The sequence below is a fragment of the Amycolatopsis sp. YIM 10 genome (assembly GCF_009429145.1).
Taxonomy (GTDB): domain Bacteria; phylum Actinomycetota; class Actinomycetes; order Mycobacteriales; family Pseudonocardiaceae; genus Amycolatopsis.
Genome location: NZ_CP045480.1, coordinates 585,489 through 612,474, shown reverse-complemented (window position 1 = coordinate 612,474; position 26,986 = coordinate 585,489). Strand labels below are relative to the sequence as shown.

Genomic DNA, 26,986 nt, shown 5'->3' with positions numbered 1-26,986 from the left:
CCGATTCTGCCGTCTCGCGGATCATGCCGGGAGTGGGCGTCGGCCATCGAGCATGAGTGCCATCCCGTCGAGGATCCTGGCCAGGCCGAACTCGAAGGCCTGGTCGAAATCGGCGATGCCGGGCTGCGCCCCCATCAGCGCGGTGAGCTGGGGATGGGTCTCGGCGGCCACCACTTCGCGCGAGATGTCGCGGCCGGTGGTCTCCCACCAGTCGGCGAGTTCGACGCCGGAGGACTGCCGCGCCTTCAGGTCGTTGGCCATCAGCAGGCCGATGCCGCTGGTGTAGTTGGTCACGGTCAGCACCAGCTGGAACTTCTCCACCGGCGACAGGTCGAACCCGTCGAACGAGGCCAGCGCCCACTCCACCTCACTGGACATGTTCTGCAGCAACACCGTCCGCGGGCTGGTGAGGAACGTCAGCGCCCACGGGTACCGCTGGTAGAGCACCCAGTCGTTGCGCGCCATCGCGGTCATCCGCTCGCGCCAGCCGGTCAGCTCCGGTGTGCGCACCGACCCGCGCGCGATCACCTCTTCGACCATGTGCAGGAGCAGTTCGTCCTTGCCGGACACGTACCGGTAGAGCGACATCGTGCCCGCGCCGAGTTCGGCGGCAATCCGGCGCATCGACAGCGCGTCCGCGCCCTCGGCGTCGGCCACGTCGATCGCCGCCTGGACGATCATCGGCACGGTCAGCGACCGCTCCGGATCGGCGGGCTCGGCCCTGGTCACCGTCGCGCCGGCGGCCACCCGCGCTCGGTACGCCTTGGCCTGGCAGGACCGCGAGCAGTACCGCGGCCGGCGGCCCCTGGCCGGCACCTCCAGCGGCTCACCACATTCCACACAGCTCATTTCCGCACGCCCCAATCTCGTGACGAAAAGATACCACAGCCCCGTGACGAAAACACCCGCGTGACGTATCTACCAGCGTAAACGCCACTTGTGTGCTCATTTAAGTCGTGCGTATCTTGTACGCAACTCCACCGCGTACACCGTATTTCGAGGGGACCCCGAAATGACCGACAAAGCCAGCCGCAAGGACTGGTTCGGCCTGGCCGTACTCGTACTGGCCTGCCTGCTCGTGTCGATGGACATGAGCGTGCTGCTCTACGCGATCCCGTTCCTCAGCGAGGACCTGACGCCGACCAGCACCCAACTGCTGTGGATCATCGACATCTACGGCTTCCTGCTGGCCGGGCTGCTGATCACGATGGGCTCGCTCGGCGACCGGATCGGCCGCCGCTGGCTGCTGCTCTTCGGCGCGGCCCTGTTCGGGCTGGCCTCGGTGGCCGCCGCCTTCTCGACCAGCCCCGAACTGCTGATCGCCGCGCGTGCGCTGCTCGGCGTCGCGGGGGCGACGCTGGCACCGTCCACCCTGGCGCTGATCCGGAACATGTTCACCGATCCGGACCAGCGCCGGGCCGCGATCGGCATCTGGACCGGCGGGTTCGCCGGCGGCGTGATGATCGGCCCGATCGTCGGCGGGCTGCTGCTGGAGCACTTCTGGTGGGGCTCGGTGTTCCTGATCAACGTGCCGGTGATGGTGCTGTTGCTGGTGCTCGCCCCGCTGGTGCTGCCCGAGTTCACCGATCCGCGGCCGGGCCGGTTCGACCTGGTCGGCGCGGCCCTTTCACTGGCCACGGTGCTGCCGATCATCTACGGCATCAAGGAGGTCGCGGCCGGGACGAGCGGCTGGCAGGCGATCGCCTCACTGGTCGGCGGGCTGCTGGTCGGCGTGGTTTTTGTGCACCGGCAGCGCGCGCAGGAGGACCCGATGATCGACCTGCGCCTGTTCGCCGGACGCCGGTTCAGCACCGCCATCGGCACCACCACGGTGACCCAGTTCGCGATGATGGGCCTGGCCTACTTCAGCACCCAGTACCTGCAGTCGGTGCTCGGTTTCAGCCCGCTCGAAGCGGCTTTGTGGACCCTGCCGACGATGGTCGGCATGTTCATCGGGCTGGCACTCGGCGGTACACTGGCCACCCGGATCCGGCCGGCTTACCTGATGGGCGGCGGCCTGGCGATCAGCGCGTCGGGGTATGTGGTCTTCAGCTTCGCCACACCGGACAGCGGACTTCCGCTGCTGCTCGCGGGCGGCGGGCTGATGACGCTCGGCATGGGGGTCGTGACCGTGCTGGCCACCGAGGTGGTGCTGGCCACCGCCCCGCCGGAACGCGCCGGCGCCGCCTCGGCGCTGTCCGAGACCAGCACCGAATTCGGTGGTGCGCTGGGCATGGCGGTGCTCGGCACGATCGGCGCCGCGGTCTACCGGTCCTCTGTGGACATTCCGACCGGGCTGCCCGCCGACGCCGCGGCGGCCGCGCACGACACCCTCGGCGGCGCGGTCGCCGTCGCCGCCAACCTGCCGCCCGAGCTGGCGTCCGGCTTCCTGCGCAACGCCCACGAAGCGTTCACCGACAGCATGAGCGTGACCATGCTGATCGGCGCCGGGGTACTGCTGGCCGGGGCCGCGCTGGTCGCGGTGCTGCTGCGCCAGGTGGAGCTGTCACGAGTCGAAGTCAACGGTTAACGCGTCGGCCGCCGGGAAGGTCTGGCAGGTGAGCACGAAGCCCGCGTCCACTTCGGACACTTCGAGGGCGAAGTTGCGCCGCATGTCGGCCTTCCCGTCGGTCACCTTGGCCCGGCAGGTCCCGCACACCCCGCCCTTGCAGGCGAACGGCAGGTCCGGCCGCAGCCGCTGCGCACCATCCAGAATGGACTCCTCGCGGGAGAGCGGCACGGTGGTGGCCCGGCCGTCCAGCACGATGGTCACATCGCTGCTGGGCCCCTCGATGCTCGCGTCCGGGTGCCGGACCGGGGCCGGGGGCAGATCGTCCACGTAGAACAGTTCCTGGTGCACGCGCGCACGCGGCACGCCACGGCGTTCCAGCACGTCCTGCGCGTCGGTGACCATGCCGTACGGCCCGCACAGCCACCAGTGGTCCACCTGCTCGGCGACCATCAGCCGGTCGACCAGCGCGCTCAGCTTCTCGCCGTCCAGCCGTCCGGTGAACAGCTCCGCCTCACGCGGTTCCCTGGACAGCACGTGCACCAGTTCCAGCCGCTCGCGGTAGCGGTCCTTCAGGTCGGCCAGCTCGTCGGCGAACATCACCGTGTCACTGCGGCGGTTGCCGTAGAGCAGGGTCGCCGAGGACGCCGGATCGGCCAGCACCGAGGCCACGATGGACAGGATCGGGGTGATGCCGGAACCGGCCGCGATCAGCACGTGGTGCGCGGCCTGGTCCAGGTCGGGGGTGAAGTTCCCGGTCGGCGGCTGCACCTCGACGGTGTCCCCGGCGGCCACCTCGTGCACCAGCCAGCTGGAGAACATGCCGCCAGGCACCTCGCGCACGCCGATCCGCGGCTTCGCACCCGCCGCCGCGCAGATCGAGTACGACCGCCGCTCCTCGCGATCGCCGACGATCCGCCGCAGGGTCAGCGACTGCCCCGGCCGGAACTCGTACTCGTCGGCCAGTTCCGCCGGCACGTCGAAGGTGACCGCCACGGCGTCGGCGCACAGGCGCTCCACCCCGGCCACCCGCAGCGAGTGGAATTCCGAGCGCCGGCGGCTTTTCATCGTCGTCACTCAGATCTCCTTGAAGTGCTCGAAGGGCTCGGCGCAGGCGCGGCAGCGGTTCAGCGCCTTGCACGCGGTGCCGCTGAACTCCGAAATCCGCTCGGTGTCAGCGGAACCGCAGTGCGGGCAGGTGACCGACAACCGCGGTGCGCTCAGCGTCAGCGGGATCGGGCCGGACGCACGCTTCGGCGCGTCACCCGGCGGCGCGATGCCCGCCTCGGCTAGCTTGCGACGGCCGGACTCGCTGATCCAGTCGGTGGTCCACGCCGGGTGCAGCACCGTGCGCACCTCGACCTCCCGGTACCCGGCGCGCCGCAGCGCGTGTTCGAGGTCGTCGCGCATGGTGTCCATGGCCGGGCAGCCGGTGTAGGTGGGCGTGATCGCCACCGTCACCTTTCCGTCCTCTTCGGACACCTCGCGCAGCACACCCAGCTCGGCCAGCGTCACCATCGGAAGTTCGGGATCGGTGACGGTCTCGGCAACAGAACGCGCGTCCAGCATGGTCTTCACCACGTTGCTCCAGGGTGCGCACGGGCCACGCTCTGCATTTCGGCGAGCAGCGACTCCAGCTCGGCGGTGTGCGAACCTTCGCGGCCGCCGCCCTCGGCGTCCGGCACTTCCGGCCTTCGCAACGTGGCCGCGGAAAGCACCTGGGTGAGCACGTCGTCGAACTCCGCGCGCAGCTCGGACTCGGCTCCGGCGAACAACTCCGCGACGTACGGCCACACCGCGTCCAAACCGGACTGCATCTTCCGGTGCGACAGCTCGGTCCCGTCACCGAGGCGCACCGTCCACTGTGCCGCGTAGTCGCGGTGGTAGACCAGTTCCTTGATCGCCTTGGCCGCGATCGCCGCGAGCACCTGATCCGGCGACGAGGTCAGGCGCTGGAACAACGCCAGCCGCCAGGTGCTGAACACCAGCAGCCTGGCCACCGAGAACGCGAAGTCCCCATTGGACAGTTCGACCAGGCGCACGTTGCGGAACTCGTTGCTGTCGCGGAAGAACGCGAGTTCGTCCTCACCACGCCCACTGCCGTCGGCCTTGCCCGCGCGGGCCAGCAGCAACCGTGCCTGGCCGAGCAGGTCCAGCCCGATGTTCGCGAGCGCGACCTCATCCTCCAGCTCGGGCGCGTTCGTGCACCACTCCTGCAGCCGGTGCGACATGATCAGCGCGTCGTCCCCGAGCATCAGGCAGTGTGCGGCCAGCTCCCCGGCGTCCAGTCCGTCGGGCACCGTGGTGTCCACTCCGGACAGCGGGTCGTCGAAGCCGGTGCCGAACGCCCAGCGGGAGTCGTCCGACCCCTCGGTGAGCGCTTCGTAGGCGTTGTCAAAGGACATCAGGCACTCACATGTGGGGGACGTTGTCGGGAATGTCGTAGAAGGTCGGGTGCCGGTACACCTTGTCCCCGCTTGGCGCGAAGAACGGGTCCTTCTCGTCCGGGCTGGACGCGGTGATGTCGGCGGCCTTGACCACCCAGATGCTCACGCCCTCGTTGCGGCGGGTGTACAGGTCGCGCGCGTGCCGCACGGCCATCTCGTCGTCCGCGGCGTGCAGCGAGCCCACGTGCACGTGGTTGAGCCCGCGCTTGCCCCGAACAAAAACCTCGTACAGCGGCCAGTCGTGCTGCATCACGCCACCCCCTTCGCTTTCTTCGCCGCGTGCGCGGCGGCTGCCTCGCGCACCCAGGCGCCTTCCTCCTGCGCCCTGCGCCGCCGCTCGATCCGCTCGGCGTTGCACGGGCCGTCGCCCGAGATCACCCGCTTGAGTTCGGACCAGTCGATCTCGCCGAAGTCGTAGTGCCCGCGCTCGGCGTTCCACTTCAGGTCCGGGTCCGGGAAGGTGACCCCGAGTGCCTCGGCCTGCGGCACCGACATGTCCACGAACCGCTGGCGCAGCTCGTCGTTGGTGTGGCGCTTGATCTTCCAGGCCATCGACTGCGCGGTGTTCGGCGATTCGGCGTCCGGCGGGCCGAACATCATCAGCGACGGCCACCACCAGCGGTTCACCGCGTCCTGCACCATCTCGCGCTGCGCTTCGGTGCCGCGCATCATCGTCATCAGCAGTTCGTAGCCCTGGCGCTGGTGGAAGGACTCCTCCTTGCAGATCCGGATCATCGCCCGCGCGTACGGGCCGTAGGAACTGCGGCACAGCGGGACCTGGTTGCAGATCGCCGCGCCGTCGACCAGCCAGCCGATCACGCCGACGTCGGCGAAGGTCAGCGTCGGGTAGTTGAAGATCGAGGAGTACTTCTGCTTGCCGCTGATCAGCTTGTCGGTCAGCTCCGCGCGGTCGGCGCCCAGCGTGGTCGACGCCGAGTACAGGTACAGCCCGTGCCCGGCCTCGTCCTGCACCTTGGCCAGCAGGATCGCCTTGCGGCGCAGCGAAGGCGCCCTGGTGATCCAGTTGCCCTCCGGCTGCATGCCGATGATCTCCGAGTGCGCGTGCTGGGCGATCTGGCGGATCATCGTCTTCCGGTAGCCCTCGGGCATCCAGTCCCGTGGCTCGATCCGCTGGTCGCGCTCGATGGTGCGCTCGAAGTGGGCCTGGAGGTCCGCTTCGGACAGCTCGGCGGCGGTCGTCATTTCGCCTCCTTCTCCACCAGCGTGAGCACGTCGTACCTGGCCACCGACGTACCGTCCTGTTTGGTCACATCCGCATCCCACCGCACTTCGCCGTATTCGGCATTTTCGCGCGGGGTGATCTGCTTGGCGGTCAGCGTCACGGTGAGCGCGTCACCGGGGAACACCGGCGTCAGGAAACGCAGGTTCTCCAGGCCGTAGTTGGCCAGCACCGGACCCGGTTCCGGGGAGACGAACAATCCGGCCGCGAACGACACGATCAGGTACCCGTGCGCGACCCGCCCGCCGAAGAACGGGTTCGCCTTCGCGGCTTCCTCGTCCATGTGCGCGTAGAAGGTGTCACCGGTGAACTCGGCGAAGTGCTCGATGTCCTCCAGGGTCACGGTGCGCGGGCCGGCGGTCACCGAGTCGCCGATCTTCAGCTCCGCCAAGGACTTCCGGAACGGGTGCACCTCGGCGGCGGCGCGGTCGGCGCCCTCCACCCACCGGCCGGTCACCGCGGCCAGCACCTTCGGGCTGCCCTGCACGGCCGTGCGCTGCATGTGGTGCAGCACGCCGCGCATACCGCCCATCTCCTCGCCGCCACCCGCGCGACCGGGGCCGCCGTGCACCAGCTGAGGCATCGGCGAGCCGTGCCCGGTGGACTCCTTCGCATCGTCGGCGTCGAGCACCAGCAGCCTGCCGTGCCACGGCGCGACCCCGATGACCACCTCGCGGGCGAAGGCCGCGTCGCCGGTGACCACCGAACCGGCCAGGCTGCCCTGACCACGCGCGGCGAGGTCGATCAGCTGGTCGGTGGAGGTGAACGGGATCAGCGTGGACACCGGGCCGAACGCCTCGACCTCGTGCGGTTCGGCCCGGTCGGTGTCGTCGGCGCGCAGCAGCACCGGCGAGATGAACGCGCCGCGCTCGGCGTCCGCGTCCACCACGTCGACGCGCTCGGGGTCACCGAACACGATGCGACCGGCGTCGAGCAGGGACTTCAGCGAGCGGCGCACCTCTTCGCGCTGCTCCAGGCTGGCCAGCGCGCCCATCCGCACGCCTTCGCTGGTCGGGTTGCCGACGGTCACCTTCGCCAGCCGCTCGCTCGCGGCCTGCGCGACGTCGTCGATCAGCTCGGCCGGCACGAACGCGCGGCGGATCGCGGTGCACTTCTGCCCCGCCTTGACCGTCATCTCGGTGACCAGCTGCTTGACAAAAAGATCGAACTCGGTGGTGCCCGGCTTGGCGTCGGGACCGAGCACGGACAGGTTCAGCGAGTCGGCCTCGGCGTTGAACCGGACCGAGTTCCGCACGATCGCCGGGTGCGCGCGCAGGTGCTGCGCGGTGGAGGCCGACCCGGTGAACGAGACCAGGTCCTGCCCGGTGACGTGGTCGAGCAGGTCACCGGCGCTGCCCGCGACGAACTGCAGCGAGCCCTCCGGCAGCAGCCCGGACTCGATGATCAGCTCGACCAGCCGCGCGGTCAGGTACGCGGTCTGGCTGGCCGGCTTGACCAGGCTCGGCACCCCGGCGATGAACGCGGGCGCGAACTTCTCCAGCGGCCCCCACACCGGGAAGTTGAACGCGTTGATCTGCACCGCGACGCCCCGCAGCGGGGTGGCGATGTGCTGACCGGCGAACGTGCCGCCCTTGCTCAGCGGCTCGACCGCGCCGTCCACGTAGACCGTGTCGTTCGGCAGCTCGCGCTTGGCCTTGCTGGCGTAGCTGAGCAGTACGCCCATGCCGCCGTCGACGTCGAACTTCGAGTCACCGAGCGTGGCGCCGGTGCGCGCCGAGAGCGCGTACAGCTCGTCGCGGTGCTCGCGCAGGTGCAGGCCGAGCGCCTTGAGCAGGTTCGCGCGCTGGTGGAAGGTCAGCTCACGCAGTGCCGGGCCGCCGACGCGGCGCCCGTGCTCCAGCGCGGCCCCCATGTCCACCCCGGCCGAGGAGATCCGGGCGACCTCGTCCCCGGTGACCGCGTCGTGCAGCGGGACGCCTTCCGCGTCCGGCGTGTGCCAACCACCCGAGACGTAGCTGCGGAGCACTGCCATCGAGTCCGACCTCCCGGAATTACCAACCGTACGTTCAGTAAGTACTGTAACCGCGCGAGCCGGTGAACACCAGCGCTCACCAGCGGAGCGGCAGGTGCAGCACGCCGTTGATGAAGTTCGACGTCAGCCGCCGGACCGGCCCACCCAGCTCGACCTGCGGCAGCGCGCGCAGGAACTCGGTGAAGAAGATCCGCAGCTGCAGGCGCCCGAAATGCGCGCCGAGGCACAGGTGCGGGCCCTGCCCGAAGGCCAGGTGGTCGTTCGGGTCGCGCGTGAGGTCGAAGGTGAACGGGTCCGCGAACGCGCGTTCGTCGTAGTGCGCCGACGCGTGGTAGACCACCACCTTGTCGCCCTCGCGGATGAGCTGCCCGCCCAGTTCGACGTCCCGGCTCGCGGTGCGGCGGAAGCTGAGCACGGGCGGGTGCCAGCGCAGCATCTCCTCGATCGCGGTCGGCAGCAGTTCGGGGTTCGCCCGCAGCTTCGCGTACTGCTCGGGGTGTTCGACCAGTGCCAGCACCCCGCCGGGCAGCGCGCTGCGCACGGTGTCGTTGCCCGCGATCACCACCAGGAAAAAGAACATGTCCAGCTCGGCGCCGTCGAGATCGGCGCGCACGAGCGCGGTCATCAGGTCGTCGCCCGGTTCGGCCCGCTTGCGCTCGGCGAGCCGGCGCGCGTAGGCGAACATGTCCGCCAGCATCGCCGGCGACCGCGGGTTCAGCGGTTTGCCGTCGTCACCGAGGATCACCTCGGCGTGCTCCGGGTCCTGGTAGCCGATCACCCGGTTCGTCCAGTGCAGCAGCAGTTCGCGGTCCTCGGCAGGCACACCGAGCAGATCGGCCAGGTTGAGCAGCGGGAAGTCGTCGGTCACGTCGACCGGCAGATCGCACTCGCCCTTGTCCGCGACCGCGGCGATCAGGTTCCGCGCGCGTCCGGCGATCCGCTCGGCCGAGCGTTCGAGCCGCCTGCGGGTGAACACCGCGGCGACCACCTTGCGCAGCCGGTTGTGCTCCGGCGCGTCCATGTTCAGGATCATCCGGCGGATGAACGCCAGGTCGTCCGGCTCGGGATCGCGGATCTGCGTGGCCCCGAGCCAGGACGAGAACACCTCGGGTGTGCGCAGCACGTGCTTGACGTCGGCGTGCCTGGTCACCGCCCAGTAACCGGGACCGGCAGGCCAGCCGAGCACCTCCGGCTCGTCCTGCCAGGCGACCGGCGCGGTGTCGCGCAACTCGCGGAAGGCTTCGTGGGGCAGTCCGGCGGCGAACACCGTCGGATCGAACACATCCGGCATGGTTTCAGCTCCAGTCGTGGAAACCCTTGCCCGACTTGCGCCCCAGTTCGCCGTTGGCGACTTTTTCCCGCAGAAGCCGCGGTGGCTCGAAGCGGTCGCCGAGCGTGCTCGTCAAATATTCGGCGATGGCCAGGCGCACGTCCAGACCGACCAGATCGGTGGACCGCAGCGGGCCCATCGGGTGGCGGTAGCCCAGTTCCATCGCGCGGTCGATCGACTCCGCGTCGGCCACGCCCTCCTCCAGCATGCGGATGGCTTCGAGGCCGAGCATCACGCCGAGCCTGCTGGTCGCGAAGCCCGGCGAGTCCCGCACCACGACCTCGCTCTTGCCGAGCAGGCCGACCCAGTTGAGCACCTGGTCGCGCACCGCGGCCGCGGTCTCCGGGCCGAGCACCACCTCGACCAGCTTCGAGGCGGGCACCGGGTTGAAGAAGTGCATGCCGATGAACCGGTCCGGCCTGGTCAGCGCGGCGGCCAGCTCGGTGATGGACAGCGAACTGGTGTTGGTGGCCAGCACGGTGTCCGGCCCGACGGCGCGCTCGGCGGTGGTCAGCACCTCGAGCTTCAGCTCGATCGTCTCCGGCACGGCCTCGACCACCAGCGCCGCGTCGGCGGGCAACTCGTCGATCGCGGGACCGACCGTCACCCGTTCGATGACCTGTTCCGGCGTGCCGTCGAGCTTGCCGCGCTCGGCCGTGGCCCGCAGTCCGGCGAGCACTCGCTCGTGTGCCGCGTCGGCGGCCGCCGCGTCCCCTTCGGCGACGAACACCCGCGCCCCGGCCGCGGCGAAGACCTGCGCGATGCCCGCGCCCATCCGGCCCCCGCCGATCACTCCGATCGCTTCCACGCGCACCTCCATACTTGACACCCACCCCGGCCGGAAACAGTATTAACCGTCCATTCGGTCAGTTAGCAAGAGTAGGGAGCCGATGGATCCCAACGCCGCCCACCAGATGTTCGAGGCCGACGAGGCGTCCAGGGCACTGGGCATCGAACTCGTCGAAGCCGCCGACGGCCACGCCGTCGCGCGGATGAAGATCACCTCGGCGATGGTCAACGGGCACGACATCGCCCACGGCGGTTACCTCTTCCTGCTCGCCGACACCACTTTCGCCTGTGCCTGCAACAGCCACGGCCCGGTGACCGTGGCGGCGGGCGCGGAGATCGACTTCGTGGCCTCGGCCCGGCTCGGTGACGAACTCACCGCGACCGCGGCCGAGCGCACGCGCTACGGGCGCAACGGGATCTACGACGTGACCGTGTGCCGGGCGGACGGCGCGGTGATCGCGGAGTTCCGCGGCCGCAGCCGCGTGATCGGACAGAAGGACAAGTCGTGAACAAAGCCGAACTCCAGACCGTCCAATTAGAGCGTCTGCAGTGGACACTCGAGCACGCGTACCGCAACGTGCCGCTCTACACCAGGAAGTTCGACGAGGCCGGGATCAAGCCGCAGGACTGCCGGACACTGGCCGACCTGGCGAAGTTCCCCTTCACCACCAAGAACGACCTGCGGGACAACTACCCCTTCGGCATGTTCGCCGTGCCGCAGGACCAGGTCCGCCGCATCCACGCCTCCAGCGGCACCACCGGCAAGCCGACCGTGGTCGGCTACACCGAGCGCGACATCGACACCTGGGCCACGGTGATGGCCCGCTCGATCGAGGCGGCGGGCGGGCGGCCGGGGCACAAGGTGCACGTGGCCTACGGCTACGGCCTGTTCACCGGCGGCCTCGGCGCGCACTACGGCGCGGAGAAGCTCGGCTGCACGGTGATCCCGGCGTCCGGCGGCATGACCGCGCGCCAGGTGCAGCTGATCACCGACTTCCGGCCCGAGATCATCATGGTCACCCCGACCTATCTGCTCACCCTGCTCGACGAGTTCGAGCGCCAGGGCGTCGACCCGCGGTCCACTTCGCTCAAGGTGGGCATCTTCGGCGCCGAGCCGTGGACCGAGCAGATGCGCGCGGAGATCGAAGAGCGGATGAACATCGACGCGGTGGACATCTACGGGCTGTCCGAGGTGATGGGTCCCGGCGTGGCGCAGGAGTGCGTGGAGACCAAGGACGGGCTGCACATCTGGGAGGACCACTTCTATCCCGAGGTGATCGACCCGATCGACGAGGACGTGCTGGGCGAGGGCGAGCGCGGTGAGCTGCTGTTCACCTCGCTGACCAAGGAGGCGCTGCCGATCATCCGGTACCGCACGCGGGACCTGACCCGGCTGCTGCCGGGCACCGCGCGCCCGGAGTTCCGGCGGATGGAGAAGGTCACCGGGCGCACCGATGACATGATCATCCTGCGCGGGGTCAACCTGTTCCCCACCCAGATCGAGGAGATCGTGCTGCGCGCCGAGGCACTGGCACCGCACTTCCAGCTGGTGCTGACCCGGCCGGAGCGGATGGACCACCTGACCGTGCAGGTGGAGGCGCGGGAAGGTGCGACCACCGAGCAGCGCGCCGCGGCGGCCGCCGATCTGGTGCGCGAGGTGAAGGACCGAGTGGGGGTGACCGTCGGGGTGTCGGTGGTCGACCCCGACACGTTGGAGCGTTCGATGGGCAAGATGCGCCGCGTGGTCGACCGGCGAGAGCGGGCATGACCACGGCCAAGCCGGGACGCCGGGGCAGGCCGGGCTACGACCTGGAGTCGCTGCTGACCGTCGCGGTGAAGCTGTTCAACGAACGCGGGTACGACGGCACCAGCATGGAGGACCTGTCCAAGAAGCTGGGCATCACCAAGTCGGCGATCTACCACCACGTGCCGAGCAAGGAGGAGATGCTCCGGCTCGCCGTGGACCGCGCGCTCGACGGCCTGTTCGCGGTCGCCGACGAGGTGTCCGCCGAGAACGGCCGCGCGATCGACCGGCTGGAACGGCTGGTCCGCGGCAGCGTCGCGGTGCTGGTCGAGCAGCTGCCGTTTGTCACCCTGTTGCTGCGGGTGCGCGGCAACACGAAGGTGGAGCGGGCCGCGCTGGCCCGCCGCCGCGAGTTCGACCGGATCGTCACGGACCTGGTGAAGGAGGCCGAGGCCGAGGGGGACGTGCGCCCGGACGTGGATCCGGCGGTGACCAGCCGGCTGCTGTTCGGCATGGTCAACTCGCTGATCGAGTGGTACCGCCCCCGCGGCGGCGCCTCGGGTGAGGAGTTGGCGGACGCCATCTGCAAAATCGCCTTCACCGGGCTGCGACAGCCGTAGCCGGGTGCCGTGAACGCCACATCCACGGCGTCGGCGTTCGGGGCAGGCGCGGGGGATGATGTGCCGGTGGAGATAGCCGCCCAGATCGTCGGGCTCATCGTGGCCGTGCTCGTGGTGACCGCGATCGCGCGCCGGTTCGACTGGTCCGAACCGTTGTGCCTGGTGCTCGCGGGCGTCGGCGCCTCGTTCGTGCCCGGGGTGCCCGACTACGAACTGCACCCCGAAGTGGTCCTGCTCGGACTGCTGCCCCCGCTGCTCTACGCCACCGCGATCCGCACCTCGCTGGTCGACATCCGCCGCAACCGCGGCCCGATCGGGCTGCTCTCGGTCGGCCTGGTCGCGTTCACCACGATCGGCGTCGGCCTGGTCACCTGGCTGGTCATCCCGGACCTGCCGCTGGCCGCCGGGCTCGCGCTGGGCGCGGTGGTCGCGCCGCCGGACGCGGTCGCCGCCACCGCGGTCGCCCGCCGGGTCGGCATGCCACGCCGGATCGTGCGCATCCTCGAAGGCGAGAGCCTGCTCAACGACGCGTCGGCGCTGGTCGCGTTGCGCACCGCGATCGCGGCCATCGCCGGTTCGGTGTCACTGCTGGAGGTCGGCGGCGACTTCCTGCTCGCCGCGGGTGGTGGCGTGCTGGTCGGCCTGGTCGCCGGGAAGGTCGCCTACCTGCTGCGCACGCGGATGGACGACCCCGTGCTGGACACCGCGACCTCGCTGGTGGTCCCGTTCGCCGCGTACCTGGCCGCCGAGGAGATCCACGGCTCCGGGGTGCTGGCCGTGGTGATCGCCGGGCTGATGCTGGGCAACCACGAGCCGCGCATGCTGTCGGGCTCCTCGCGGCTGGCCAACCGGCTCAACTGGCGGACCGTGCAGTTCCTGCTGGAGAACCTGGTCTTCCTGCTGATCGGCCTGCAACTGCGTCGCATCCTGGAGGAGGCGGGCCGCTCCGACCTGGGCATCGGCGCGCTGGTCGGCGTCTGCGCGGCGGTGCTGGCGGCCACCGTGCTGACCCGCATCGCCTGGATGTTCGCCATCGGCGGCCTCCGTCGGCTTCTGCGGGGAAAAGCATGGCCGTGGTCGTACTCCGCGGTGATCTCGTGGGCGGGCATGCGCGGCGTGGTCACCCTGGCCGCCGCGTTCGTGCTGCCCGCCGACACCCCGCACCGGCCGGTGCTGGTGCTCGCCGCGTTCGTGGTGGTGGCGGGCACGCTGCTGCTCCAGGGCATGACCCTGCCCAGGCTGGTCCGGTGGCTCGGCCTGCCGCCGCCCGATCCCGCCGAGGACGCGCTCCAGGAAGCGGCCCTGATGCACGACATGACCCGCGCCGCGCTGGACGAGCTGGAGAAGGTGCGCCGCCCGGATGATCCGCCGGAGGTGGTCGAGCGGCTGCGCGACAGGTTGAGCCACCGCTCGGATTCGGCCTGGGAGCAGCTCGGCCGCCAGAGCGAGCTGACCGAGACCCCGAGCGACGTCTACACGCGACTGCGCCGCGAGATGCTGGAGGCCGAGCGCGGGGTGCTGCTCGAGGCGCGCTCGTCCGGCCGGGTCGACGACGACGTGCTGCGGCGTGTGCTGGAGGCGCTCGACATCGAGGAGTCGATGCTCGCCGAACCGGAGGACATCGACCTCGACGAGACGCGCGAGCTGAGCACGCCCGCCGCCACCGCGGGCCGGTGCAAGCACCTGGACAAGGCCCCGGCCGACACCGAACCCGAAACCCCGGAGGGCTGCGCCGAGTGCCTGCGCGACGGCGGTTCGTGGGTGCACCTGCGGCTGTGCCTGGAGTGCGGCCACGTCGGCTGCTGCGACTCGTCCGTCGGCAAGCACGCCAGCGCCCACTTCCACGACACGCGGCACCCGGTCATGCGCAGCTACGAACCCGGCGAGACCTGGCGCTGGTGCTTCGTCGACGCGAACCTGGGCTAGCTAGGCTGGACTCGGTGAAATCATGATCGATAGCCTCGCGACCGCCCTGATCATCGCCACCCTGGTGGGTGCCGTGTGGGCGCTGGTGCACGTGCTCCGCGACCGGCCGCCGAACCGGCCGCTCTACGGCGCGCTCGCGGTGATCGAGGTGGCGCTGCTGGTGCAGACCGTCGCCGGGATCATCAACTTCGCCAACACCGACCGGCCGGTGGACGGGCCGGAGTTCATCGCCTACCTGGTCGGCATCCTGGTCATCCTGCCGATCGCGGTGCTGTGGTCGATGACCGAGCGCACCCGCTGGGGCACCGGGGTGCTGATCGTGGCCTGCCTGGCGCTGCCGGTGATGATCGTGCGGATGCAGCAGATCTGGGAGTTGCGCGGTGCCTGAGACCAAGCCGACCACCAGCACCGGCCCGGGGCGCGTGCTGGTGGCGCTGTACGCGATCTTCGCCATCGGCGCGACCTCGCGCTCGGTCGTGCAGATCGCCACCCGGTTCGACGAGGCCCCGCTGGCCTACGCGCTATCGGCGGTGGCCGCGGTGGTCTACATCCTGGCGACCTTCGGCCTGGCCAGGGGCAGCCGGGGCGGGCGGAAGGTGGCCACCGCCTCGTGCCTGTTCGAACTGGCCGGGGTGCTCGCGATCGGCACGTTCAGCCTGGTCGACCCGGCCGCCTTCCCGCACGCCACCGTCTGGTCCGCGTACGGGAAGGGCTACCTGTTCATCCCCCTCGTGCTGCCGGTGCTGGGCCTGCTCTGGATCCGCCGCACCCGGCCCGCTGCCTGACCGGGCCTACGGGCGGGTGGGGTCCTGGCGGCGGTGGTCCGTGGGCTCCGCGCGTTCGGTTGTTCTCGGCTGCTCGGTGGCTTGCTGTTGCCGCGGCTGCTCCACCTGGTGGTGGTGCGCCTCCGCGACTTCGTAGTCATGCCGGCATCGGCGGCCGAACCGCCGGGCTCCGCCCGTCATGACCGCCGCCCCTTGTCCCAGGTGACCGTCCTCATGACGCCTCCTTCGCCGCGCCGATTTTACGCCTGGCCCGCTCGAATGCGCGCGTCGATTTCATGACCGCCGGAATTGACGGCCGCGCAGATCTGTTGAAGGAAACATGATCGAATTGGCCGAGCGCCTGCTCACCGAGCACCGCACCATCGCCGTGGTCGGGCTGAGCACCAATCCGGAGAAGGCGGCGCATTCCGTGCCCGCCGCGATGCGGGCCGCCGGGTTCCACGTGCTCGGTGTGCACCCCAGCGCGACCGAACTCCTCGGTGAGCCCGCCTATCGAACCCTGGCGGAAATCCCTGAGCCGATCGGCATCGTGAACGTGTTCCGCCCGGCCGCCGAGGCCCCGGAAATCGCCCGGCAGGCGGTGGCCATCGGCGCCAAGGCGTTGTGGCTGCAACAGGGCATCGTCTCGCCAGAAGCACGCCGGATCGCCGAAGAGGGCGGACTGGACTACGTCGAGGACCAGTGCATGGCCGTAGTCCGCGCCCTCTCCGGCGCCCGCAAGAACTAGGCCGTACTGGTAAGCGGCGGAGCCGCTTGCGGTGGGCCGCCGGCCCGCACCGCCACGCAAACCACTGTCAGAACACTGACTAGGCGACCCGCTTCGCCGCCGGGGGCTGGTGCCGGTCGGTCTTCGCGCGGCGGCGTGGGCGGGACGACTCGGCGTCCGCGGTGGCGGTGAAGGTCTCGGCGTCCTCCCGCACGTGGCTGCCCGGCTCGGGCGCCCGCCACCGGCCGAAGCCGAGCAGGATCGTGCACAGCACCCCGAGCAGCAGCGGCACGTGCCCGCTGAGCCGGTACCAGCCGACCTGCCCGCCCAGTACGTCCACAATGGACAGGAACACCAGCACCCCGGCGAAGCTGAGCAGCAGCGGCAGCTGCGTCCGCGCGCGGAACGGCCGTGCCGCCACGAACAGCAGCCCGACCGCGATCGCGAAGTTGAACGCCGCCGTCTCGTGCTGCAGATGACCGCCGTGCGCCTCCCCGGTGATGCCCGGCATCGGCATCAGCAACTGCGAGACCACCACCGAGAACTGGCACACCGCGACCAGCACCAGCGCCCACCGCAGCCGGTCCACCCCCGGTTTCGCGGCCACCCTCGCGTACACCCGCTCCGGCACCGCGGGCGGTTCGGTCACCGGCGCCAGCCTGGCCAGCCGCGTGATCCCCGCCGCCGCCTCCCACCAGGCGGCGCAGTCGGCGCACCCGTCGACGTGCGCCTCCAAGTCGGCCATCGGCACGCCCGGATCCTCACCGTCCAGCGTCGCCGAAATCCCCTCGCGAACGGTCGAACACTCCATAGCTGTTCAGTCGTCGGCCGAAGCCGGAAAGTTCCCGGATCGCGGCACGTCATGGCGAAATCGTTCCACCACCGCTTAGGGTGATCTCTTGTGGATGACGACGAAATCACCCGCCAGGCGTTCCGCGCGGCCGCCGGCGACCGGCACGCCGCCGAGCAGTTCGTCGCCGCCACCCGGCACCAGCTGCACCGGCTGCTGAGCTACCTGTCCGATCCCGGCTCCGCCGAGGACCTGGTGCAGGAGACCTATCTGCGTGCCTTCGCCGCGCTGCCGCGGTTCGCCGGCCGCTCCCCCGCGCGGATGTGGCTGCTGGCCATCGCGAAGCGGGTGGCCGCCGACCACCTGCGTGGCAACCGCCGCCGTCCGCGCACCACCCCGGTCGAGGAGTGGGTGGCCGAGGCCGAGCAGGTCAAGACCCCGGACCACGGCAGGCTGGTGGTGCTCCAGCAGCTGATCGGCGAGCTGGACGAGGACCGGCGCGAAGCGTTCGTGCTCACCCAGATCACCGGCCTGTCCTACGCCGAGGCCGCGGAGATCTGCGAGTGCGCGGTCGGCACCATCCGGTCCAGGGTGTTCCGCGCCAGGGACGAGCTGACCTCGGCGCTCGCGCAGGGCGAAGGCGGACGTCGATCGGCCACCAGCGGCTGGTGACCCGGGGTGATGTTCCGTTCACCCACATGTGGACAAAGCCTGTGGATAACTCCGGCGGCCGGTTGTGCACAGCTCAGGGTGCGCACAACACGATCGGGGTTTCCAGCGGTGGCCGGTCCAGCACCTCCACGGTGTGCCAGCCACGCGGGGGCCGCCCGTCCGCGAGCCCGCGTTCGACCTTCTCCGCCCGCCGGACGTGCCGCGTGAACGATCGCGCGGCGAGCACCCGGCCCCGCGCCAGCTGACCGGCCGCGGCCTCACCCGGCGTGGTGTGCACCCACAGCAGGTGACGGCTGCGCCCGGCGAGCACGGCCATCACGATCAGCATCGCGCGCGTGCTCGCCCTGGTCGCCGGCTCGTGGGCGACCACGCCCCGGCCGCGGCGCAGGGAGAACAGCAGGATCCGCGACCGGTGCCCCAGGTGCACCAGCGGCCGGTACCAGCGATAACGCACCCAGGACGGCAGCACGCGGCTGAACCAGGCCCGCACCTGGTCGGAGTCGAGCAGGTCGGCGCCCGCCTCGTTCTCCGCGCGGGCGAGCAGGGTGCTCTTCCCCGCACCCGGGATTCCGGCGACCACCACCAGCCCGCGGATCGGCACCGGCAGTTCCACTTTCGCCCGACGCATGCGCGGGCAACGAGCCGCCTGCCTGGATCGTTCCGTACGTCCGTGTCCAACCACGTGGAAAGTTTCCACCAAGCGTCGTGAACCGGTTACGCACCGGCGACCGCAGTGCAATGCGGATCGGTCACCGTCACAGGGCCCATCCACGTCCCCACCTGGAGGAACCGTGATCCGCTGGACCGTCCCGGCCGTCGCGTCCGCGCTGGCCGCCACCGCCCTCACCGTGACGATCACCACGCCGGCCGCCGCCACCCCGCCGAACATCCCGAGCAAGGCCACCGCGCAGGCGGAACTGAGCGCGCTGACCGTCGCCGCCGAGGGCAGCCTCACCGGCTATTCGCGCGACCTGTTCCCCCATTGGTCCACTGTGTCCGGCAGCTGCAACACCCGGGAGACGGTGCTCAAGCGGGACGGCAAGAACGTCGTGCAGGACTCGGCGTGCGCCGCGGTCTCGGGCAGCTGGTTCAGCCCGTACGACGGTGCGACCTGGACGAACGCGGCCGATGTGGACATCGACCACATCGTGCCGCTGGCCGAGGCGTGGCGCTCCGGCGCGAACTCGTGGACCACCAGCAAGCGCCAGCAGTTCGCGAACGACCTCACCCGCCCACAGCTGATCGCCGTCACCGACGACGTCAACCAGGCCAAGGGCGACAAGGACCCGTCGGCCTGGCAACCGTCCGTTTCGTCCTACCGCTGCACCTACGCCAAGATGTGGATCCGCTCCAAGCACTACTGGGGCCTGCGCGCGCAGTCGGCCGAGAAGACCTCGCTCCAGTCCATGTTGAACACCTGCTCCTCGTAAAGATGTGACATGCGTCACATGAAACTCGCGTGATGAGCGTCTGGTCCGTGCGTCACACACGTACCGGACCAGACGCGCTCGGGGGCGCGCCTGGCACGGGAAATCGTTTCCCGCAGCACGGGTGGAGGTGCCGGATGCACAGGTGGTACGGAAGTTCGAAGGTGCACCGGTGCCACCTGTCCGCCGCGCCGGAGGGCATCGCGTGGGCCGAGTTCGAGACCTCGGTGCAGGTGTCCACCGCCGGGCTGGCCGCGATCGAGCCCGCCACACCCGGCCAGGCCGACCGCACCGCCCGGCTCACCCTGGTCAGCTCGCCGACCAGCAAGATCACCCAGGCCGACCTGCCGCCGGTGCGGGTGTCCATTGAGGAGTCCGACGAGTTCGTCGGCTTCTACGTGCTGGAGCACTCACCGTGGTGGATCACCACCGGTGGGCGCGAGATCATGCACGCCCCCGGCGAGCTGCTGATCGCCGCGCCGGGACCACTGCGCGCGGTCAGCCGCGCCCGCGGCCTGGCCACCGGCCTGTGGGTGGCGGCGGACCGGCTCACCGTGTCCCGCCGCGAACTGGACCGGCTGCGCACCCGCCCGACCCCGCTGCCGCCCGCACTGCGGAACCTGCTCACCACGGCCGCCGACAGCATGGCCGAATACGGTGAGCTCGACGTGCTCGGCGCGGAGAACTACCTGACCGGACTCGGCGACCTGGTGGTGCGCTCGCTGCTCGGGAGGACCGCCGCGCCCGAGCCGCGGCAGGCCCGCAAGCAGCAGATCCGCCAGTACATCCACGACCGCCTCGACGATCCCCGGCTGGACGTGGATTCGATCGCCGCCGCCCACCACATCTCCCGCAGCGCGCTGTACCAGATCTTCGAAGACGAGGACGGGGTCGCCGGTTACGTCCGGCGACGCCGCCTCGTCCGGGCGAAGGAAATGCTGGCGGATCCGACCAGGACGAACGAAACCATCGGCGCGATCGCCCGTCAGGCCGGATTCACCAGCCACGCCCATTTCAGCCGCGTCTTCACCCGTACCTTCGGCGCGAAGCCGAGCGAATTCCGCGGCGGGTAAGCGTCCTTATCAGGCCGAGAACCGCACCGGTGGCAGCGCTTCCGGCTCCACGATCCCGAGCCGGAATGCGCGCCCGACGGCATCGCACCGGTTTCGCGCGGACAGCTTCTTCAGGATGGATTTCACGTGCGTGCGCACGGTTTCCACGGAAATGTTCAGCGTCTCGCCGATGGTCCGATTGTCCAATCCCTCGGCCATCAGCCGGAGCAGTTGTGATTCGCGCACGGTGAGCGGGCTGACGTGCGGGCGCTCGGTCGGTGCCGAGGTGGCGGCGGTGAAGCCCGGCCGCAGCCGCGGCGAGAGATAGTTCTGCCCGTGCACGGCCCGGCGCAGCCCGGTGGCCAGCACCTCGGCCGGACTGGCGCTGTCCAGCACCACGGTGGCGCCGGCGCGGATGGCCTCGCTGACCCGCACCGGAACGGGGCGGTCGCCGCCCGGGTCGAGCAGGACGACGATGCCGCGGGTGGACCGGCGCCGGGCGAAGACCTGCACGAAGCCCAGGTGCGGGTACGCCTTCTCGTGCACCCAGAACAGTCCGTCACCAACACGCTGGGCCAAACGGGTGGCGGCTTCCAGATCGGTGGCGGAATGCACTACAACGCGTCCGAATATTTGTTCCAGCGCCCTGGCCATTCCCTCGCGGATCAGCGGGACCGGGCTGACCACCACGGCCGCCGGCACCTCCATTCGCGGCGGCTGGCGCTCGTCGAAGACCGGAAAAGGACGCATTTGCGGCGAACGCCGAACCCCGGTGGCGACGTTGTGCCGGTGGTCGCTACTTCTGTCCGCCGGTTGCCCCTCGGTGACGTACGACATCTGATTCCTCCTCGGCGGCGGCGCGGAGAAAAATTTCCCCGGCGAGTTCCTGCCACTGTAGACACCCGTATATCGATTACTTTGCCCAGTTGTGCGGCACTATTGCGGGTTTGCGCAGTCGAGCGGCGTTTTTGCCCAGGGGTACAAAATGTTTGTCCATCCGTCCACTCCGGCCGGTTTCGGGCGGATCGCCCGCATAATGGCGGTGGGGTAGGGAGGTGGGAGATGACGCACCCCTCTTCCGGCGACGGCGCCCCGGTCAGCGCGGTCTACGCGCTCGAGTTCAACTCCGCCAAGGGAACGGCGGAGGGCGACGTCGAGCAGGTGGCCGCCCTGCTGATCGGCCGCGCCAAGGTGGACGGGGTGTTGTGGGGGCTCAGGCCGAGTTCGGCTCGGATGAGGGTGCGAGCCGGACTCGGCACGGCGATCGGCTCCGGCGACTACGACCTCGACCGCTGCATCTGGCACGTCAACCCGGACGACGAGGACGGCGAATGGCTGCTGCTGTCGCTGTGCGGCACCGCCGAGCGCACCGTGCTGGTCGACCGGCGGCGGCTGATCGTGCCCGCCGGGCAGCTGATGGTGAGCACCTCCTCGGTCGCCCACTCCATAGTCCACAATGGACGCAACGAGTGGTGGGCGATCCGGGTCGACGCCGCCGCGGTGCACCTGCCGCCCCGCGCGGTCGAGGAACTGCTGTTCCGGCCGCTGCCGGTCGGCGAGGTCCTCACCAGGCTGGTGGTCAACACCCTGCCGGAGCACCCGGCCGACGAACCGGACGACGAGATCGACGCGGCCGGGTTCGACCACTACCTGACCGGACTGGCCGAGCTGCTGCTGCGCTCGGTCGGTCCGCGTCACGGCACCGCCAGGAGCGGCGCCACCCGGCGGCACGAGGTGGAGCAGTTCATCCTGCGCCACCTCGCCGATCCCGGGCTGTCGGTGACCTCGGTGGCCAGCGCGCACGCGGTCTCCCGGCGGCGGCTCTACCAGCTGTTCGAGGACACCGGCGAGGGCGGCGGCATCGCCGAGTTCATCCGGCAGTCGCGGATGGAGCGAGCGCGGGAGCTGCTGGCCGATCCGGCGCACCGCGAGGATTCGATCGCGCAGATCGCCGCACGCTGCGGTTTTGTCAACGCGGCGCACTTCACCCGGCTGTTCCGCGACGCCACCGGCCTGCCTCCCGGCGAATACCGCCGCCGACGGCTCGCCGGTGACTAGCCCCGATCCGGTCTCGCGGCCGCTAAGCTCGCGCCGGTGGGCAAAACGCTACGTGACTTCGGTGCCGGCGCCGGCATGCTGGCCAGGGGCTTCGGCCTGATCTTCGGCAACGGCAAACTGTTCCTGCTCGGTGCCATCCCGGCGCTGCTGACCAGCCTGCTGCTCTTCGGCGGCATCCTGGCACTCGCGCTGAACGCGGACGCCCTGATCACCTGGGCCACCCCGTTCGCCGACGACTGGTCCCAGACCTGGCAGACGATCCTGCGGGTGGCCGCCGGGGTGTCCATCGTGGTCGCCGCGGTGGCGATCTCGCTGCTGCTGTTCTCCGGGCTGACGCTGATCCTCGGCGGCCCGTTCTACGAGGCGATCGCCGAGCACGTCGAGGACCACGAACTCGGCGGCGTGCCGGACGCGCACCAGGTCGGCTGGGGCCGGGCCGCCTGGATCGGCCTGCGCGACACCCTGCTGCTGGTGCTGCTGGCGATCCTGTTCGGCATCCCGCTGTTCCTGGCCGGCTTCATCCCGGTGCTCGGGCAGACCGTGGTCCCGGTGCTCGCCGCGCTGGTCGGGTCCTGGCTGCTGGCGCTGGAGCTGACCGCGATCCCGTTCACCCGGCGCGGGCTGAACCTCAAGGTGCGCCGCCGGACGCTCGGCGGCAAGCGCGCGATGACGCTCGGCTTCGCGACGCCCACCTACCTGCTCTGCCTGATCCCGCTGGCGGGCATCGTGGTGCTGCCCGCGGCGATGGCCGGCGGCACCCTGCTCGCCCACCGCGCGCGGCAGTTCAGCACCGGTTCAGCATCTCCGACAACGCCGTCTTCTCCCGTTCGGTGACCGTCAGCCCGTAGTGGTGCTTGACCTCGATCCAGTCACCGGCGTAGGTGCACCAGTAGGAGACCAGCGGCGGCTTCCACTCGTCCGGCGCCTTGTCGCTCTTCTGCTGGTTGACGTTGTCGGTGACGGTGAGCAGCTGCGGGCGCGTCATGTCGTTGGCGAACTCCTCGCGCCGCTCCTTGGTCCACGACCGCGCGCCGCTGACCCAGCTGTGCCCGAGCGGCACCATGTGGTCGATGTCCACATCGGACGCCTTGGTCCAGGTCTCGCCGTCGTACGGGCTGGTCCACGAACCCGAGCTGGGCGCGCAGTCCGAACCCGCCTTGACGTCCTTGCCGTCGCGCTTGAGCACCAGCTCGCGCGTGTTGCAGTTGTTCTCGTGCGCGGACCAGTGCGGGTACTGCTCGCGGTCGTACCCGTCCATGCTGCCGCGCTCGCCGATCACCAGCTGCTCGAGCAACTGACGCGGCGGCCCGGCGTCACCAGCCGGCTGAGCGGGCTCGGTCTGCACCGGGGCGGCGCACGCCGAGACGAAGGACAACAACACCAGCAGCACCCACCGCGACCTCATCACGGCTGGAGTATGCGGCCGGACCACGCCGTGGCGGTACCGACGCGCCGGGGTCAGATCCGCGCGGCGAGCAGGGTGCCCTGCTCGATCGCCCGTTTGGCGTCCAGCTCGGCGGCCACTTCGGCGCCGCCGATCAGGTGCACCGGTAGGCCGTTCAGCTGATCGGCCAGTTCCCGCACCGGTTCCTGCCCGGCGCAGACCACGACGGTGTCCACGTCGAGCACCCGCGACCGTTCGCGGTTCTTGCCGAAGGTGAGGTGCAGGCCCTCGTCGTCGATCCGCTCGTAGTTGACCCCGGTCAGCTGCTCGACACCCTTGGCCTTCAACGCCGCCCGGTGCACCCAGCCGCTGGTCTTGCCGAGTCCCTTGCCGATGCGTTCGGCCTTGCGCTGCAACAGGTACACCTTGCGCGGCGACGGCTCCGGGCGCGCTTCGGTGAGCCCGCCCTCGGCCACGCCCCACTCCGCCTGCCACTCGTCCAGGTTCAGCGCGGGCGAGGAGGCGTGCGTGAGGAACTCGCTGACGTCCACCCCGATGCCACCGGCGCCGATCACCGCGACCTTGTCCCCCACCGGTTTCCCGTACCGCACTACGTCCACATAGGACAGAACCTTGGGGTGGTCGATGCCGGGGATGGCGGGCACCCTCGGGGTCACCCCGGTGGCCAGTACGACCTCGTCGAACCCGGTCAACTCGGCGGCGGTGGCGCGGGTGCCCAGGTGCAGCTTCACCCCGGACAGCTCCAGCTGGCGCCGGTAGTACCGGATCGTCTCGGCGAACTCCTCCTTGCCGGGAATGAGCCGGGCGATGCCGAACTGGCCGCCGATCTCGGGCTCCGCCTCGAACAACTCGACCCGGTGACCGCGCTGGCCCAGGGTGACCGCGGCGGACAGCCCGGCCGGACCGGCGCCGACCACCGCCACGTTCTTGCCGCGCCGCGTGGGCAGCAGCACCAGCTCGGTCTCGCGCCCGGCCCGCGGATTGACCATGCACGAAACCTTCTTGTGCACGAAGGCGTGGTCGAGGCAGGCCTGGTTGCAGGCGATGCAGGTGTTGATCTCGTCGCTCAGCCCGGCTTCGGCCTTGCGCACCCACTCCGGGTCGGCGAGCAGCGGGCGGGCCATCGACACCAGGTCCGCGTCACCGCGCGCGAGCACCTCCTCGGCCACCTGCGGCATGTTGATCCGGTTCGACGTGATCACCGGGATCTCCACGTGCGGCTTGAACTTCGCGGTGATCTCGGTGAACGCGGCGCGCGGCACGGAAGTCACGATGGTCGGCACCCGCGCCTCGTGCCAGCCGATGCCGGTGTTGATGATGCTCGCCCCGGCCGCCTCGACCTCCTTGCCCAGCGCGACGATCTCGTCCCAGGTCTGCCCGCCCTCGACGAACTCGGCCATGGACAGCCGGTAGACGATGATGAAGTCCGGGCCGACCGCCTCCCGCACGCGGCGCACGATCTCCACCGCGATCCGGCGCCGGTTCTCCGCGGGGCCGCCCCAGCGATCGGTGCGCTTGTTGGTGCGCGGCGCGAGGAACTGGTTGATGAAGTAGCCCTCGGAGCCCATGATCTCGACGCCGTCGTACCCGGCTTCGCGGGCCAGCGCGGCGCAGCGGGCGAAGTCGTCGACCTGGCGCCGGATACCGCGATCGGAAAGCGCCCGCGGCCGGAACGGGTTGATCGGCGCCTTGATCGCCGAGGCCGACACGCTCAGCGGGTGGTAGGCGTACCGCCCCGCGTGCAGGATCTGCAGCGCGATCTTGCCACCGGCCTCGTGCACCGCGCCGGTGATCCGGCGGTGCCGCTTCGCCTCGGCGTGCGTGGTCAGCTTGGACGCGAAGGGCAGCAGCCAACCCTCGCGGTTCGGCGCGTAACCACCGGTGATCATCAGGCCGACCCCACCGCGGGCGCGTTCGGCGAAGTACTCGGCGAGCTTGCCGGCGTCGCGCGCCCGGTCCTCCAGCCCGGTGTGCATCGAGCCCATCACCACGCGGTTGCGCAGTGTGGTGAACCCGAGATCGAGCGGGGCCAGCAGGTTCGGGTACTCGCTCATCGGCCTTCCCTTTCCAACGCCTCGGCGACCTCGTCGCACCATTCGACGAACGACTGCTCGGCGCGCACGCCCCCGCGCAGCACCAGGTACTGGTGGAGGTCCTGGCCGGTGAGCCCGGCCGGGTCCGGGAAATCGCGCTTCTCGATCTCGCGGTAGACGTCGAGGCGTTCGGCGTGCCGGTCGCGGTGGCGGCGCACCTCGGCCAGCACGGCGGCGCCGTCGCCGAGGCTCGCGCCGCGGACCTTGACCGCCAGCTCGTCGCGCAGGATCGCCGGTTCACCCGGCTCGGCCAGCCATCGCCGCAGCTCGTCACGACCCTGTTCGCTGACGCGGTAGACCTTCTTGTCCGGCCTGCCGTCCTGCGGGACCAGCTCGTTCGACAGCCAGCCCGCCTCGGTCATGCGCTTGAGCACGCGGTAGATCTGCTGGTGGGTGGCGCCCCAGAAGAAGCCGATCGACCGGTCGAACCGGCGGGCCAGCTCGTAGCCGGAGCCGTCCCGTTCGGTCAGCGAAACCAGGATCGCGTGCTCGAGGGCCATGGTTTCGGATGCTAATATGCAACTGGGTGCAATGCAACTAGGTGCATAGTGTGGTGAGCAGCTCAGCCACCGCTTCGACGGCCGGTGACGCCCACTGGTCGCGGCGGCGCAACAGCCACAGGTGGTAGCGCTCGATCGGCGGCGGCCGCAGTTCGACGAGGCGGCCGGCTTCGAGTTCCGGCGCCACCGTGACGGTGGGCAGCAGGGCCAGGCCGAGACCGGCTTCCACACAGCGCTTGACCACCTCGACGCCGCCGTAGCGCGGTGGGGCGTCGGCGACCATTTCGGCGAGTTCGTCGTTGTAGCCGCAGCCGTGTTCGAGCAGGAGCACGCCCGCTTCGGTGAGTTCGGCCGCGGTGATCGCGCGGGTGCGCGGCAACGGCGTGTCCGGCGGCGCGACCAGCGACAGCCGTTGGCGTCCGAGATCGACGCTGTCCACTGTGGAGTATCGAATGCCGGGTTCGAGCGCGAGCGCGAGATCGGCCTGCCGCTCCCCCAGCGCCCGCACCGCCGCGCGCGTGGCCGCGGGCACGAGGGTGAGGCGGACGTCGGGCAGCTGCCGGGTGATCTCGCGCAGCACGGACGGCAGCCGGTAGGCGCAGACGGACTCGGGCGCGTACAGCCGCACGGGCCCGGCCGGTCGCCGTTCGGCGAGTTCGGCGAGCATGCGGTCCTCGAGGTCGAGCAGTTGCCTGGCGCGCTCGGCGAGGCGGCCGCCGGCGTGCGTCGGCGTGACCCCGGCGGCGTGCCGGTCCAGCAGGCGGGCGCCGGTCAGCCGCTCCAGCGCCTGGACGTGCGCGGTGACCGTGGACTGGGCGAAGGCCAGCTCACCGGCGGCGGCGGTGATGTTGCCGGTGCGCACCACGGCGAGAAAGCTGCGCAGGAGTCGGGTGTCCATCG

Annotated in this window: 29 protein-coding genes; 13 read left to right on the top strand and 16 right to left on the bottom strand. The window is 70.3% G+C overall.

The window, feature by feature from the left end; translation table 11 throughout:
• Positions 1-21 precede the first annotated feature (21 nt).
• Positions 22-849 (bottom strand): TetR/AcrR family transcriptional regulator, encoded by an 828-nt coding sequence (locus YIM_RS03060; protein ID WP_153028879.1) that lies wholly within the window; start codon positions 847-849, stop codon positions 22-24.
• Positions 850-1,012: 163 nt separating this feature from the next.
• Here YIM_RS03060 and YIM_RS03055 point away from each other — a divergent pair, with 163 nt between their 5' ends.
• Positions 1,013-2,530 carry an MFS transporter gene (locus YIM_RS03055; RefSeq protein ID WP_153028878.1) on the top strand — a complete coding sequence of 506 codons (1,518 nt, stop codon included), beginning with the start codon at positions 1,013-1,015 and terminating at the stop codon, positions 2,528-2,530.
• Here YIM_RS03055 and paaE read toward each other — a convergent pair.
• The 8 genes from paaE to YIM_RS03015 form a co-directional block, all read right to left on the bottom strand.
• On the bottom strand, positions 2,507-3,577 hold the full coding sequence (gene paaE, locus YIM_RS03050; RefSeq protein ID WP_153036751.1) for a 1,2-phenylacetyl-CoA epoxidase subunit PaaE: 1,071 nt from the start codon (positions 3,575-3,577) through the stop codon (positions 2,507-2,509). The two genes, YIM_RS03055 and paaE, sit on opposite strands and share 24 nt — an antisense overlap.
• 9 nt (positions 3,578-3,586) lie before the next feature.
• On the bottom strand, positions 3,587-4,078 hold the full coding sequence (paaD, locus tag YIM_RS03045) for a 1,2-phenylacetyl-CoA epoxidase subunit PaaD (RefSeq protein ID WP_153036750.1): 492 nt from the start codon (positions 4,076-4,078) through the stop codon (positions 3,587-3,589).
• A 5-nt stretch (positions 4,079-4,083) separates the two neighbouring features.
• Positions 4,084-4,914, bottom strand: a complete 831-nt coding sequence (paaC, locus tag YIM_RS03040) for a 1,2-phenylacetyl-CoA epoxidase subunit PaaC (RefSeq protein WP_153028877.1) — start codon at positions 4,912-4,914, stop codon at positions 4,084-4,086.
• Between the two features lie 7 nt (positions 4,915-4,921).
• Positions 4,922-5,206, bottom strand: coding sequence for a 1,2-phenylacetyl-CoA epoxidase subunit PaaB (gene paaB / locus YIM_RS03035; RefSeq protein ID WP_153028876.1), 285 nt, complete (start codon positions 5,204-5,206; stop codon positions 4,922-4,924).
• Positions 5,206-6,159, bottom strand: a complete 954-nt coding sequence (paaA, locus tag YIM_RS03030; protein ID WP_153028875.1) for a 1,2-phenylacetyl-CoA epoxidase subunit PaaA — start codon at positions 6,157-6,159, stop codon at positions 5,206-5,208. Before paaA ends, paaB begins: the two co-directional genes overlap by 1 nt.
• Positions 6,156-8,189 (bottom strand): phenylacetic acid degradation bifunctional protein PaaZ, encoded by a 2,034-nt coding sequence (gene paaZ, locus YIM_RS03025; RefSeq protein WP_153028874.1) that lies wholly within the window; start codon positions 8,187-8,189, stop codon positions 6,156-6,158. The genes paaA and paaZ overlap by 4 nt, the downstream gene beginning before the upstream one ends.
• Positions 8,190-8,265: 76 nt before the next feature.
• Positions 8,266-9,480 (bottom strand): cytochrome P450, encoded by a 1,215-nt coding sequence (locus YIM_RS03020; RefSeq protein WP_153028873.1) that lies wholly within the window; start codon positions 9,478-9,480, stop codon positions 8,266-8,268.
• Between the two features lie 4 nt (positions 9,481-9,484).
• Positions 9,485-10,327 (bottom strand): 3-hydroxyacyl-CoA dehydrogenase family protein, encoded by an 843-nt coding sequence (locus YIM_RS03015; protein ID WP_370468949.1) that lies wholly within the window; start codon positions 10,325-10,327, stop codon positions 9,485-9,487.
• A 106-nt stretch (positions 10,328-10,433) separates the two neighbouring features.
• Between YIM_RS03015 and paaI the strand changes: the two genes are divergently transcribed.
• From paaI to YIM_RS02980, 7 genes are all read left to right on the top strand, one after another.
• Complete coding sequence (gene paaI, locus YIM_RS03010) at positions 10,434-10,817, top strand: hydroxyphenylacetyl-CoA thioesterase PaaI (protein WP_194240291.1); 384 nt, start codon at positions 10,434-10,436, stop codon at positions 10,815-10,817.
• Positions 10,814-12,076, top strand: coding sequence for a phenylacetate--CoA ligase PaaK (gene paaK, locus YIM_RS03005; protein ID WP_153028870.1), 1,263 nt, complete (start codon positions 10,814-10,816; stop codon positions 12,074-12,076). Before paaI ends, paaK begins: the two co-directional genes overlap by 4 nt.
• Entirely contained in the window at positions 12,073-12,672 is a 600-nt protein-coding gene (locus YIM_RS03000; protein WP_153028869.1) for a TetR/AcrR family transcriptional regulator, read from the top strand. Before paaK ends, YIM_RS03000 begins: the two co-directional genes overlap by 4 nt.
• A 66-nt stretch (positions 12,673-12,738) precedes the next feature.
• Positions 12,739-14,598, top strand: coding sequence for a Na+/H+ antiporter (locus YIM_RS02995; RefSeq protein WP_153036749.1), 1,860 nt, complete (start codon positions 12,739-12,741; stop codon positions 14,596-14,598).
• A 22-nt stretch (positions 14,599-14,620) separates the two neighbouring features.
• Positions 14,621-14,986: a hypothetical protein gene (locus tag YIM_RS02990; RefSeq protein ID WP_153028868.1), complete on the top strand. Its 366-nt coding sequence runs from the start codon at positions 14,621-14,623 to the stop codon at positions 14,984-14,986.
• Positions 14,979-15,383 carry a hypothetical protein gene (locus tag YIM_RS02985; protein WP_153028867.1) on the top strand — a complete coding sequence of 135 codons (405 nt, stop codon included), beginning with the start codon at positions 14,979-14,981 and terminating at the stop codon, positions 15,381-15,383. The genes YIM_RS02990 and YIM_RS02985 overlap by 8 nt, the downstream gene beginning before the upstream one ends.
• A 319-nt stretch (positions 15,384-15,702) precedes the next feature.
• The gene (locus YIM_RS02980; RefSeq protein WP_153028866.1) at positions 15,703-16,110 is read left to right on the top strand and encodes a CoA-binding protein; all 408 of its coding nucleotides are present in this window, start codon (positions 15,703-15,705) and stop codon (positions 16,108-16,110) included.
• Between the two features lie 79 nt (positions 16,111-16,189).
• On the opposite strand, the gene YIM_RS02975 is transcribed toward YIM_RS02980, so the two are convergent.
• On the bottom strand, positions 16,190-16,900 hold the full coding sequence (locus YIM_RS02975) for a zf-HC2 domain-containing protein (protein ID WP_153028865.1): 711 nt from the start codon (positions 16,898-16,900) through the stop codon (positions 16,190-16,192).
• 90 nt (positions 16,901-16,990) lie between these two features.
• Between YIM_RS02975 and YIM_RS02970 the strand changes: the two genes are divergently transcribed.
• Entirely contained in the window at positions 16,991-17,551 is a 561-nt protein-coding gene (locus tag YIM_RS02970) for a sigma-70 family RNA polymerase sigma factor (RefSeq protein WP_153028864.1), read from the top strand.
• Between the two features lie 73 nt (positions 17,552-17,624).
• On the opposite strand, the gene YIM_RS02965 is transcribed toward YIM_RS02970, so the two are convergent.
• Complete coding sequence (locus tag YIM_RS02965) at positions 17,625-18,179, bottom strand: AAA family ATPase (protein ID WP_153028863.1); 555 nt, start codon at positions 18,177-18,179, stop codon at positions 17,625-17,627.
• 163 nt (positions 18,180-18,342) lie between these two features.
• Between YIM_RS02965 and YIM_RS02960 the strand changes: the two genes are divergently transcribed.
• Together YIM_RS02960 and YIM_RS02955 are read left to right on the top strand one after the other, a co-directional pair.
• On the top strand, positions 18,343-18,981 hold the full coding sequence (locus YIM_RS02960; protein ID WP_153028862.1) for an HNH endonuclease family protein: 639 nt from the start codon (positions 18,343-18,345) through the stop codon (positions 18,979-18,981).
• A gap of 134 nt (positions 18,982-19,115) precedes the next feature.
• On the top strand, positions 19,116-20,051 hold the full coding sequence (locus YIM_RS02955) for a helix-turn-helix transcriptional regulator (RefSeq protein ID WP_194240025.1): 936 nt from the start codon (positions 19,116-19,118) through the stop codon (positions 20,049-20,051).
• 9 nt (positions 20,052-20,060) lie between these two features.
• On the opposite strand, the gene YIM_RS48905 is transcribed toward YIM_RS02955, so the two are convergent.
• Positions 20,061-20,867 (bottom strand): response regulator transcription factor, encoded by an 807-nt coding sequence (locus YIM_RS48905; protein ID WP_228004523.1) that lies wholly within the window; start codon positions 20,865-20,867, stop codon positions 20,061-20,063.
• A gap of 225 nt (positions 20,868-21,092) precedes the next feature.
• On the opposite strand from YIM_RS48905, the gene YIM_RS02945 reads away from it, so the two are divergent.
• Together YIM_RS02945 and YIM_RS02940 are read left to right on the top strand one after the other, a co-directional pair.
• Positions 21,093-22,088 (top strand): AraC family transcriptional regulator, encoded by a 996-nt coding sequence (locus YIM_RS02945; protein WP_194240024.1) that lies wholly within the window; start codon positions 21,093-21,095, stop codon positions 22,086-22,088.
• Positions 22,089-22,124: 36 nt separating this feature from the next.
• The gene (locus YIM_RS02940) at positions 22,125-22,922 is read left to right on the top strand and encodes an EI24 domain-containing protein (protein WP_228004522.1); all 798 of its coding nucleotides are present in this window, start codon (positions 22,125-22,127) and stop codon (positions 22,920-22,922) included.
• On the opposite strand, the gene YIM_RS02935 is transcribed toward YIM_RS02940, so the two are convergent.
• Genes YIM_RS02935 through YIM_RS02920 form a run of 4 tightly spaced genes read right to left on the bottom strand, consistent with a single transcriptional unit; the run spans position 22,873 to position 26,984 of the window.
• The gene (locus YIM_RS02935; protein ID WP_153036746.1) at positions 22,873-23,493 is read right to left on the bottom strand and encodes an HNH endonuclease family protein; all 621 of its coding nucleotides are present in this window, start codon (positions 23,491-23,493) and stop codon (positions 22,873-22,875) included. The genes YIM_RS02940 and YIM_RS02935 overlap by 50 nt on opposite strands.
• Before the next feature lie 53 nt (positions 23,494-23,546).
• A complete protein-coding gene (locus tag YIM_RS02930; protein WP_153028859.1) occupies positions 23,547-25,547 on the bottom strand; it encodes an NADPH-dependent 2,4-dienoyl-CoA reductase in 2,001 nt (666 codons plus the stop codon).
• On the bottom strand, positions 25,544-26,086 hold the full coding sequence (locus tag YIM_RS02925; RefSeq protein ID WP_153028858.1) for a PadR family transcriptional regulator: 543 nt from the start codon (positions 26,084-26,086) through the stop codon (positions 25,544-25,546). The genes YIM_RS02930 and YIM_RS02925 overlap by 4 nt, the downstream gene beginning before the upstream one ends.
• Before the next feature lie 37 nt (positions 26,087-26,123).
• A complete protein-coding gene (locus tag YIM_RS02920; RefSeq protein WP_153028857.1) occupies positions 26,124-26,984 on the bottom strand; it encodes a LysR family transcriptional regulator in 861 nt (286 codons plus the stop codon).
• Between the last annotated feature and the right edge of the window lie 2 nt (positions 26,985-26,986).

What these genes read in the sequence shown, in the direction of transcription:
- YIM_RS03060 (WP_153028879.1), bottom strand. Translation starts at nt 849, where the DNA reads ATGAGCTGTGTGGAATGTGGTGAGCCGCTGGAGGTGCCGGCCAGGGGC.
- YIM_RS03055 (WP_153028878.1), top strand. Translation starts at nt 1,013, where the DNA reads ATGACCGACAAAGCCAGCCGCAAGGACTGGTTCGGCCTGGCCGTACTC.
- paaE (WP_153036751.1), bottom strand. Translation starts at nt 3,577, where the DNA reads ATGAAAAGCCGCCGGCGCTCGGAATTCCACTCGCTGCGGGTGGCCGGG.
- paaD (WP_153036750.1), bottom strand. Translation starts at nt 4,078, where the DNA reads ATGCTGGACGCGCGTTCTGTTGCCGAGACCGTCACCGATCCCGAACTT.
- paaC (WP_153028877.1), bottom strand. Translation starts at nt 4,914, where the DNA reads ATGTCCTTTGACAACGCCTACGAAGCGCTCACCGAGGGGTCGGACGAC.
- paaB (WP_153028876.1), bottom strand. Translation starts at nt 5,206, where the DNA reads ATGCAGCACGACTGGCCGCTGTACGAGGTTTTTGTTCGGGGCAAGCGC.
- paaA (WP_153028875.1), bottom strand. Translation starts at nt 6,159, where the DNA reads ATGACGACCGCCGCCGAGCTGTCCGAAGCGGACCTCCAGGCCCACTTC.
- paaZ (WP_153028874.1), bottom strand. Translation starts at nt 8,189, where the DNA reads ATGGCAGTGCTCCGCAGCTACGTCTCGGGTGGTTGGCACACGCCGGAC.
- YIM_RS03020 (WP_153028873.1), bottom strand. Translation starts at nt 9,480, where the DNA reads ATGCCGGATGTGTTCGATCCGACGGTGTTCGCCGCCGGACTGCCCCAC.
- paaI (WP_194240291.1), top strand. Translation starts at nt 10,434, where the DNA reads ATGTTCGAGGCCGACGAGGCGTCCAGGGCACTGGGCATCGAACTCGTC.
- YIM_RS03000 (WP_153028869.1), top strand. Translation starts at nt 12,073, where the DNA reads ATGACCACGGCCAAGCCGGGACGCCGGGGCAGGCCGGGCTACGACCTG.
- YIM_RS02990 (WP_153028868.1), top strand. Translation starts at nt 14,621, where the DNA reads ATGATCGATAGCCTCGCGACCGCCCTGATCATCGCCACCCTGGTGGGT.
- YIM_RS02980 (WP_153028866.1), top strand. Translation starts at nt 15,703, where the DNA reads ATGATCGAATTGGCCGAGCGCCTGCTCACCGAGCACCGCACCATCGCC.
- YIM_RS02975 (WP_153028865.1), bottom strand. Translation starts at nt 16,900, where the DNA reads ATGGAGTGTTCGACCGTTCGCGAGGGGATTTCGGCGACGCTGGACGGT.
- YIM_RS02965 (WP_153028863.1), bottom strand. Translation starts at nt 18,179, where the DNA reads ATGCGTCGGGCGAAAGTGGAACTGCCGGTGCCGATCCGCGGGCTGGTG.
- YIM_RS02955 (WP_194240025.1), top strand. Translation starts at nt 19,116, where the DNA reads ATGCACAGGTGGTACGGAAGTTCGAAGGTGCACCGGTGCCACCTGTCC.
- YIM_RS48905 (WP_228004523.1), bottom strand. Translation starts at nt 20,867, where the DNA reads ATGTCGTACGTCACCGAGGGGCAACCGGCGGACAGAAGTAGCGACCAC.
- YIM_RS02945 (WP_194240024.1), top strand. Translation starts at nt 21,093, where the DNA reads ATGACGCACCCCTCTTCCGGCGACGGCGCCCCGGTCAGCGCGGTCTAC.
- YIM_RS02935 (WP_153036746.1), bottom strand. Translation starts at nt 23,493, where the DNA reads ATGAGGTCGCGGTGGGTGCTGCTGGTGTTGTTGTCCTTCGTCTCGGCG.
- YIM_RS02930 (WP_153028859.1), bottom strand. Translation starts at nt 25,547, where the DNA reads ATGAGCGAGTACCCGAACCTGCTGGCCCCGCTCGATCTCGGGTTCACC.
- YIM_RS02925 (WP_153028858.1), bottom strand. Translation starts at nt 26,086, where the DNA reads ATGGCCCTCGAGCACGCGATCCTGGTTTCGCTGACCGAACGGGACGGC.
- YIM_RS02920 (WP_153028857.1), bottom strand. Translation starts at nt 26,984, where the DNA reads ATGGACACCCGACTCCTGCGCAGCTTTCTCGCCGTGGTGCGCACCGGC.